Source organism: Ruegeria sp. EL01 (genome assembly GCF_900313035.1).
GTDB lineage: Bacteria > Pseudomonadota > Alphaproteobacteria > Rhodobacterales > Rhodobacteraceae > Ruegeria.
Map to the genome: position 1 here is coordinate 52,715 of NZ_OMPS01000005.1, position 9,121 is coordinate 61,835.

The 9,121-nt window shown below is 55.2% G+C and carries 5 protein-coding genes; 3 read left to right on the plus strand and 2 right to left on the minus strand.

Translation table 11 applies throughout. The features are described 5' to 3' along the window. Positions 1 to 11: 11 nt before the first annotated feature. Positions 12 to 3,920 carry an Ig-like domain-containing protein gene (locus D9K61_RS04965; RefSeq protein ID WP_254055675.1) on the minus strand — a complete coding sequence of 1,303 codons (3,909 nt, stop codon included), beginning with the start codon at positions 3,918 to 3,920 and terminating at the stop codon, positions 12 to 14. 157 nt (positions 3,921 to 4,077) lie between these two features. Between D9K61_RS04965 and D9K61_RS04970 the strand changes: the two genes are divergently transcribed. The 3 genes from D9K61_RS04970 (at position 4,078) to D9K61_RS04980 (ending at position 7,923) form a co-directional block, all read left to right on the plus strand. Then, positions 4,078 to 6,129 (plus strand): M10 family metallopeptidase C-terminal domain-containing protein, encoded by a 2,052-nt coding sequence (locus D9K61_RS04970; RefSeq protein ID WP_120632157.1) that lies wholly within the window; start codon positions 4,078 to 4,080, stop codon positions 6,127 to 6,129. A gap of 388 nt (positions 6,130 to 6,517) precedes the next feature. After that, the gene (locus tag D9K61_RS04975; RefSeq protein ID WP_254055676.1) at positions 6,518 to 6,895 is read left to right on the plus strand and encodes an enoyl-CoA hydratase-related protein; all 378 of its coding nucleotides are present in this window, start codon (positions 6,518 to 6,520) and stop codon (positions 6,893 to 6,895) included. A gap of 533 nt (positions 6,896 to 7,428) precedes the next feature. Beyond that, on the plus strand, positions 7,429 to 7,923 hold the full coding sequence (locus D9K61_RS04980) for a GNAT family N-acetyltransferase (RefSeq protein ID WP_162946746.1): 495 nt from the start codon (positions 7,429 to 7,431) through the stop codon (positions 7,921 to 7,923). Positions 7,924 to 8,739: 816 nt separating this feature from the next. Here D9K61_RS04980 and D9K61_RS26815 read toward each other — a convergent pair. After that, on the minus strand, positions 8,740 to 8,958 hold the full coding sequence (locus D9K61_RS26815) for a hypothetical protein (RefSeq protein ID WP_162946747.1): 219 nt from the start codon (positions 8,956 to 8,958) through the stop codon (positions 8,740 to 8,742). Positions 8,959 to 9,121 lie beyond the last annotated feature (163 nt).

The following is a 9,121-nucleotide window of genomic DNA, read 5'->3' on the forward strand; positions in this document are numbered from 1 at the left end:
CACTTGCTGGATCAGGCGCTTGCGCCGGTTGGGTCCGTGTGAAGAATGTTGTCAGAGCTCAGACCGCTCAGGTCACCCAAACCGTCGAAGGTTGCGACAGTTTCGACGGTAGCCGTGTCGGAAGCAGAGTAGTCGACTTTGACCAGGACGCTGTCGGTCCCGTCTGTGGCAAGCAGGTACAATTCGTCTCCTGAGAGTGCTCCGGTAAAGCTCTCAACGGCGGCTTCAATCGTCCCCTCTGTCAGATCGGTAAGAATGGTTGTCAGGCCGACAAATCCGGTATCCGATCCAAGTGCATTGCCCACGGTTAAGGTTTCAAAATCGGCTCCGTTCCCCCGCAAGGAGCTGACGTTGAGTCCACTGAACATTAAGGCATCCGTAACATCCGTCGCCGGGCCGATCGTGAATCCCGTCACCGTGTCGGTGCCATTGTCCGCCGGGTTGGCTTCGAATACGACAATATCCCGTCCGGCATCAGAAACATCGATGGTATCGTCGCCATCTCCACCGCGGATGACGGTATCTACGCCTGTTGCAGTGAGCGTGTCATTCCCATCCGTGCCAATCTGGAAGTTTGTCGGACCACCGTCCGGTGTCGTAATTGTCAGAATGATCGGTTGGCTTGGGTCCTGTACCGTCATGGTAAACGTGACCAGCGGTTGTGATAGATCGGTAAAGGTGGTTGCAGCTCCGGCGAAGTTCACTGTGTCTCCGACCCCAGGGTTGGCCAGGAACAAATCGAATTCGCCGTTTTCTGTATCTGAACCTGCGTCGAAAGTGACAACCGATGAGTCAAATTCAAGCTCTGCCGTCATTGCCAGACCGCTTGAAACATCGCGGTCAGCATCGGCGTGGATCGCAAACGTCACGGTTGTTCCAGTTTGATCCACTTCGGTAACAACGTATGCTGCCGGGACATGCGCCGTAGCCTCGCTGGAGACAGCCAATGGATCCGGCCCGCCCGATACCGTTGCTTGCGCAGCAAACGTTAGGTCATCCCCCGCATCGAACCCCGAAAAGCTTGAAGGGGGAACATTCAGAGACCACGAACCGTCTAGGGCAACAACTGCGGCTCCGACTAAGCTGCCGTTTATCATCACGTCGACGGTCTGACCTGCGGTCAACCCAATTGATGATCCGCTGATGTCGATGCCCGCGCTTTGCGCGTCAGACAGTGAAAAGGCGTTGTTGGTACCGACCGAGCTCATGCTCAATATGGGTCGAAAGTCCGTCGTAATGGACGTCGTCGCTGCGGATGCGCTGTTCCCCGCCGCATCGTCTACGCTTGCCGATATCGGAACGTTTGTTGCATCTGACAGCGCTGCCAGATCCGCGGTGGGTACAGTGGTGGACCAAGCGCCCCCGGTTGCGACGGCCGTATAAGTTTGGCCCCCCAGCGTGACCGAAACGGTTTGCCCATCCTCAGCCGTTGTCGTTCCGGATATGGACAGGTCAGATCCTTGTTCCGTCAAATCCAAAACCGAGCCAACGGACAATGGGTCAATGGTGACAGAGGGCGCAGTGAAATCGGTGGCGAAGCTGTCTGTGGCTTGACTGTTATTTCCTGCAGTATCGGCAACCGAGGCATTGACGTCATAGTCTTCTGCATCTTGTAATCCGCTGAGATCCGAGGCCGTTGCCGTGTATGTCCAGGCTCCTCCTGTCACGGTTGCGGTTCCGGTGATATCAACGGTGCCGTCATCACGGGTAATTTCGACTGTCACGATTGTGCCGTCCGGCGCATCTGACGTTCCGGATACAGTCAGGTTGGAGCCTTGTTCGACCGCATTCATGACTGCACCATCTGACAGATTCGTTATGGCGATCGTGGGCGATGTGAAATCTGTGTCGAAGCCATTGCTGGCCTGCAGGGCGGGATTGCCCGCAGTATCCGTTACATTCGCAGTGACTGTCACGGTCGTTGCATCGGGCAGGGCGGCCAAGTCTGCCGCGGGCACCGAAACGCTCCAGCTGCCACCCGATACGGTGGCGGAATAGGATTGACCATTCATCTCGATGCTCACAACCTGGCCGTCTTCGGCCGTTGTCGATCCTGCGATCGTCAGGTCAGTGCCCTGTTCCGCGGCGCTCATGATGGCACCGTCAGAAAGACTATCGATGCTGAGTGTTGGCGCGGTAACATCTGTTGAAATGCTCACGTCAGCCTGATGTGCGGCTAAGCCGTCAGAGTCGCTTACATCCGCAGTCAGGTTGAAGCTGCCACCGTCAGCAAGCGCAACCAGATCGCCAGACGGGATCGTCACGCTCCAAGTGCCTCCGGATACGGTTCCAGTGTAGGTTTGGCCATCTAAAGTCACGGTGACTTGCTGTCCGTCGCCGACATTACCAGTCGTACCGGTTACAGTAAGGTCAGATCCAATTTCTGTGGAATTCAAGATTGCACCCACAGACAGGGGCGCAATGGCGATCGAAGGACCGGTCAAGTTGACCGGGACCGACACAGAGATCGGAGCGGACGGATTGCCTGCGGTATCCTCTACGGCCACTGTGATTGAGGCAGGCACCCCGGTGACAAGCCCGCTCAGATCGGCATTCGGAACCGTTACACTCCAACTGCCACCTGCGGCTGTACCGGTGTAGGCTTGGCCATCGAATGTAACAGTGACGACTTGACCATCTTCAGCGGTGGTTGTCCCTGTCAGGGACAAATCACCGCCAAGATCCACAAGGTCGATTGATCCACCTGCAACCTGATCTAACGTAGCAATCGGCGCACTGAAATCCGTGTCAAAGCTGCTGTTGATCTGAACCGCCGGGTTGCCGGCACTATCCGAGACGTCAGCGGTAACGACAACAGTTGCTCCGTCCGGCAAGGCCGTCAGGTCCGATGATGGAACCGTCACACTCCACTGTCCGGCGGAAACCGTTCCGGTATATGTCTGGCCGTTCAATGTAACCGACACTGTTTGACCGTTCTCAGCATCCGTTGTGCCGGTTATTGCAAGGTCGGTGGACTGTTCGGCAGAGTTCAGCACAGCGCCGTCTGAAAACCCTGATATTGAGATGGTGGGCGGTATAGTATCTATGTCGAATTGGACAAGTTGAACCGAAATCTCTTCACCTGAGCTGTCAAAGTTCTTGATCGTAACTGTTGTAACCCCTTGCGGAAGTCCGCTCGCCTCTGACGGCGTAAGAGAGATGCTCCAGTTTCCATCGGAGTCTGGTGTTACGGTTTTCACAAGCGAGCCGATTGTTACTTGAACGGTGGTGGTCCCATCTGGCGCAGTGGACTCTGTGCTGGTGCTGTTCAACGCAGTGGACTGCAATTCGGCAAGATTCAGGCTCGGGAAGGTGGGTGCTGGCGCTGGCGGCGGCGCCGGTGTCTCAACCGGGCCGCTATCGTCTCCGTCGCTCCCGCCACCACCGGCTGCTGCGGCGGCCCCGGCCAGGCCAACTCCGCCCAATGCGGCTCCGGCGCCGCCGATGCCCCCGGCAGCGGCACCACCCGCTTCGGCGACACTGAACTGAGCAATCTCAGCGACCGCCTCTTCTGCAATCATGATTGCGCCGCTATCCAGAATCTGGACGTTTTCGGCGGCCACAATCAGCGTGCGCCCATCGGCCATGTGCAGTTCAACATCGCCATTCTTCAGCAATTTTACGGACCGGACGCCTGTAATGGTTTCGGCGAATTGAAATGCATAAAGCTCTTCTACGGTCGCCTGAGACAAGGCTGGCAAAGCCATGAGTGTGGACCCAAGCCCACCAGCAATGCCACGGCCGGTCCAACGACGAAGTTTACCGTCTATCCACCGGCGAATGTGGTCTTTACGCTCGGTGCCTTGTTGATCGTCAGACAGATGGGAGTTGGAATCAGGTGCTTTGGTCATCTTGCCCTCACATGTGGTTTCCGCGATGTCCCGAGGGGCGCAGGTCGGTCCAGGTTTGGATTTGTTCATCTGTCTTGCCCTCTGATTACTGTCGCGTTCGGACCAGAAAAATTTGAGTTAATCTGAAACTGAACTCCTCGTTTTCACCACATTCCCGCTTTGGTTCTGCCTGGGGCATCAGATCAACCTGCTGTCATTGCCAGGGGTGGCTTAGGGGGTGATCGTTATGATGCTTCAATTCGAAAGTGTGGTTGCAACGGGGAGCGCAGCGCTCGATTCAGGTATCGGCGATACGGCTTTAAAAACGTTTAACGGGGACACGTATCTCTACACCGTGACCGGACCGGCCGGTGGCATCGCGGTTTGGCAGTTGGTCGATGGGGCCATTCCACAACTTGTGGACACTGAATATTACAGCGGCACGATCACATTTCTAGTTGGCCGCAGTGGCGATGCGGTAACCTTGGGCGGACAGGATCAATTGGTGCTGGACGTGAATACGGCAACCGGTCTGGTTGGATATGATCTGAACTCTGACGGGTCCATCGGGGATTTGCAGGAAACCGGAACTTTGACCGGAGGTGGTGACATCTCGGCCCTGGTTCAGATGTCGTTGGGCTCAACCGATCTGCTGACCATTGCACATGAGGGCACGGGACAAATCGGCACATATTATGTCAACGGCGACGGTACGCTCGGTCTGGCCGGGATGATCGTGGGCGAGGCTGATTCGATGCAGGCCCTGCAGTCCGGGGCAGGACAGTTTGTCATTTCTGCCGATGCCGCCACCAATGGTATTGCTGTTTTGCAAGTGGATACTGGTAATGGCACGTTGGCGGCAATCGACAATACGAGCGCCATCGAAACGCTGGGTATCGCCGTGCCGACGGCTGTTGAAGTTGTCGAGGCCTATGGCCAGTCCTGGGTTGTTGTCGCGGGGTCCGCCAGCAACTCGCTCAGCGTCATGAAACTCAGCGATACTGGACATCTTATCCCCACCGATCATGTGTTGGACACGCTCGATACGCGGTTCCAATCGGTTCAGGATCTGTCCCTGATCGAAGTAGATGGGCGTGTTTTTGTGGTGGCCGGCGGCGGCGACGACGGGATCACCCTGTTTACTCTCACACCCAATGGTCAGTTGGTCCATCTCGACAGTTTCGCAGATAGTTTGGACAGTGGGCTCCAGAACGTTCAATCCCTCAGCGTTGCTCATGTAGGCGATGAGTTGCAGGTTCTTGTCACGTCGCAACAAGACGCGGGTGTGAATCTGCTGACCACATCCGTCAGCGAACTAGGAGTGGTGCGTGACGGCTTTGGCACTGTGAACGGCACCGCACAGAACGACATGTTAAGTGGCAGTATTCTGGAAACATCGCTTCTGGGCGGCGCAGGAGACGACATTCTGATTGCCGGGGCAGGTGCAACCACAATGACAGGTGGGATAGGCGCCGACATCTTTGTCATGCAATCAGGAAGCGAACCAACTACAATTACAGATTTCGAGGTGGGCGTAGACCGGTTGGATTTGTTTGACTACATGCTGCTACGCACGCCGTCACAACTGACGTTCACAGGCACCGCAACAGGGGCGCAGATTGAATACCGGGATGAGGTGATCCAGGTTATTTCGGCGTCGGGTGGTCCCTTGTCCAGTTTCGATGTGTTCGGCGTCGGATTTGGTGGCCCGGATCACATTCCAGTTGATTTCAGCGGTTTCGAAGGGCTGGATCCAACGGGATCGGCTGGGATTCAGGGGGAAATTGCTGTGAATTCCGGAACCATCAATCCGGGTTTGACAGACGCGGAAATCAATTTCACTCCGAACGGCGGGGGAACTGTCAGCGTCCGGGCCGATGGCGAAGGGCGGTTTGATCTGGATATGCCTTCTGGTACGTTCTCAGGTGAGTTGGATATTATCAAATCTTACTCTACCGCCAGCAAAGAGATAAACGCCCTGGACGCCTTGCAGGTGCTGCGCCTTTCTGTCGGGCTGGATCCGACCTGGGGGTCGGCATCACCCGAGAATCTGATTGCAGCAGACATAACACAAGACGGTACGATCAACGCGTTGGACGCGTTGGCAATATTGCAGGTCGCTGTCGGAAAACCATCAGCACACAAGGCCGAGTGGGTATTTTTGGATACTGACGCCGATCTTTCGGGCATAACCCGAAACAACGTCGATTATGAAACCGGGGCTGATGTTGTTGTGGTTGATGGCGTGATCTCGACCGATATGACGTCGATCCTTCTGGGAAATCTCGAAGCGGTGTGAGCGTTGGAGCAGTGTGTTGGATCACCGAAGTGGTGAGGTTATTCTTAGCAAAACCGACACTTAGGATTGTGATCTTTTGCGCTTTGAGAATGAGTGAATGCTAACTGATCTATCGATGAATAGACTTCAATCTAACGCGCAGAAAGCTATTTGGTGTAAGATCGATTCGCATGGTGCTGCGTTACGCACGAATGCCGCTGATGCATTCCCAGGCTGCGCGTAACAAACTAACAGTAAGCGAGCTGTGATCACCTTAAAGGATGACGCCGAAATAGGGGTCACACGTTGCGCGTGCCGTTGCTTCGACAATACCAGTCAATTTGCGAGGGCGGTGGTTGGGGCTCGAAGAGTTTCTGAAGGGCAAGGCCGTCAGCGATTGGGAGTGAGTATGACAAAGGTTCTCTACGGAAAAGATGGCCGGATCGGGCGGATCACCCTAAAACGCGCTGAGGTGATGAATGCCACCGACGACGATCTTCCGCAGGCGCTGACAGCCGCAGTTGCAGAGGCGGATGCCGATACTGGCGTGCACGTCATGGTCCTGTCCTGTGCGGGCAAGGCATTCTGCGTAGGCTATGATCTCGCGCATTACGCCGAGGACAATGGCCCCAACCAGGTCGTGCAGGACATGCCCTGGGACCCGATGCAGGATTTTCAGTTCATGTGGGCCAACACGCAAGCCTTCATGTCTCTCTTTCGCGCGATGAAGCCCTTGATCTGCAAGGTGCATGGCTTCGCAATCGCGGGCGGATCGGACCGGGACTAGCGTTGCTGGCATGCGTATTATGGTCGCTTAGGCTAGCTTGTTTCACTTGGGCCCGGAAGTTCTGCCGAAAAACACAGTTACTTAAGCCCTTGAATTCCGAGGGAGAAGACTCGTTAGCTACTTACTCTGACTGGGTGTGTCGGATCACCTAATTGGTGAGACTGCGGTTGCAATAAAATCTGATGCTTAGGGTTTCAAATTAATGAGACTTCGAAGGTAGCCGTATTTCGAACGAAAAACCGAGGAGCAGACCTTCGTTTGACGCGTAGAGAATGCCCGGTTCGAGCCCGCCTTGGCCGATGCTGCAAATTGCACGAATGACTGTTCTGACGATTTGTTGGTCTTGCGTGCAGCGGCTATCGTTGTGTTTCCAAAGTTTTGAGCTGCCGCAAATGGTTCGTTGTCAGTAACGACACTGACGCGACGCTAGTGAACAAGACGCTTGCAGGCGTTCCGGATTTGTATTCGGCAGGATGAGTGCTCCTCTTCATTAGATAGAGATGACATAGAATACGGCCCTAGGGAGAAGCTAAGTGCAAGAATTACAAACCGAGCGACTTTTAATGAGGCAGTGGAGAGCAGAAGACATCGAACCCTATACTCGTTACTTCAGAGATCAGAACAGAGCACAGTACTTTGGTGGCAAGCGAAACGCTGATGACGCATGGCGACATCTGGCCATGATGGTTGGACATTGGCAGCTGAACGGCTTTGGATATTGGGCTGTTGAAGAGCGTATAACCGGAACGTTTGTGGGGTGCGTCGGACTTTGGAAATCTCTGGATTGGCCGGAGCTGGAATTGGGCTATTGGATTGATGACCGACAGCAACGGAAAGGTTTTGCTGAAGAAGCAGCAGCGGAGTGTGTCAGGTATGCCCGAAATTCCCTCAAGTCACCTTCTCTGGTAAGTTACATTGCATCTGACAACATGCCTTCGCAAAAATTAGCCGCGAAGCTTGGCGCAAAGTATGAGCAAACAATTGAATTGGTCGAACAAGGGCCTCATCTGGTTTATCGACATTTCTGAAGAGGTTGTCCTTAAGATTGCCCACTAAAACTGACATTGGTGCAATCGCGGCGAAAGCTAACTAAGTCCGCGGTCTGTGAGTTCGCCGATCCAGGGATCGTGCAATTGCAGCGAACGTCTCCTTTGGCGGGCCGCATCGCAGCATCCCGAGCAGCGGGGCAATGTCTGGTTTGGGCCGAGCATAAAATGGTAGGGGAGCGCCTCTCTCGCAAACCCAAAATCATCCAAGGTTGGCTCAGAGCCCGTTCCGGACATGCGATGCTTGGACAAATGCTCCACGGATTAGGATGGGCTCGCTGGGTCAGACCCGACTAAACCGGGCTGGCGTATCATCCCCAAACAGTTCGATTTCGAGTCTATTTGACCGACCAGTTTCCAAACCTGAAAAGGTTAGAACGGAACGTGACCCAAGAGGGGCGTTCTCGGTGACGAAATCAAAGATCATTGTAGCGCCATCCCATGGTGCAAGTGAATAGACCTGTGATTGAGGCCCCACGATTAGTACCAGGTTTTCGCCGCGTTTCTCTATTTCAACAGTCCCAAAATAGGCGTTGCTATAGCGCCCGACGACGGAACCAGCATTGGGAGGTTGGGCTGCATTAGCGGGTGCCGTGGCACCTGCGGTACGACCCAGTGGGACATAAAACGACCGGTTCGATGAAAATCGCTGTAGAAATAAACTTTGATCTTGTCCTTTTCCCCGTACATTGGCTGCGACCGCGCAGGTCAGCAAAGTCTAAGGTTTGTGGCTGCTGTCAGCGTGAGCTGCAGCGGCGATAAATCTGACAAGGAGGAAAGCGCGGGCGGCTTTCGCTGCTATGGGGATAGTGGCTCGAGGCTTGGTTGGCGGATGCCATGACGCTTGAGGCTGACGACACCGATCCGTGCCGGCCAGCTGATCTTTCTGGGCCCATGCCGCGGGATCGTCATTTTGCTGTTGCCATTGGCCTGCTGCAACGTGGGTTTCGGTGGAGTGGCCGCAACGACTGGTCCGGTGCCTGCTGATGGTGGAACCAGGTGTGAGGGCTGGATCATGCGGCATCCTCCCAGGGTGGCGCGCGGGATCGCGGGGTCTGACCGCGGGTGACGGTCTCGATGACCACCATGGCGCCGCCGCATTTCGTGCAAGGCTGAAGCTGGTTGTCCTCTGCAGCGCCGGTGGGCGGGGGTTCGTGGGCCATTTGATTCGGCTTTGGTT

Excerpts from the sequence above, each read along its gene's own strand:
- D9K61_RS04965 (WP_254055675.1), bottom strand. The coding sequence starts at position 3,920 with ATGAACAAATCCAAACCTGGACCGACCTGCGCCCCTCGGGACATCGCG.
- D9K61_RS04970 (WP_120632157.1), top strand. The coding sequence starts at position 4,078 with ATGATGCTTCAATTCGAAAGTGTGGTTGCAACGGGGAGCGCAGCGCTC.
- D9K61_RS04975 (WP_254055676.1), top strand. The coding sequence starts at position 6,518 with ATGACAAAGGTTCTCTACGGAAAAGATGGCCGGATCGGGCGGATCACC.
- D9K61_RS26815 (WP_162946747.1), bottom strand. The coding sequence starts at position 8,958 with ATGATCCAGCCCTCACACCTGGTTCCACCATCAGCAGGCACCGGACCA.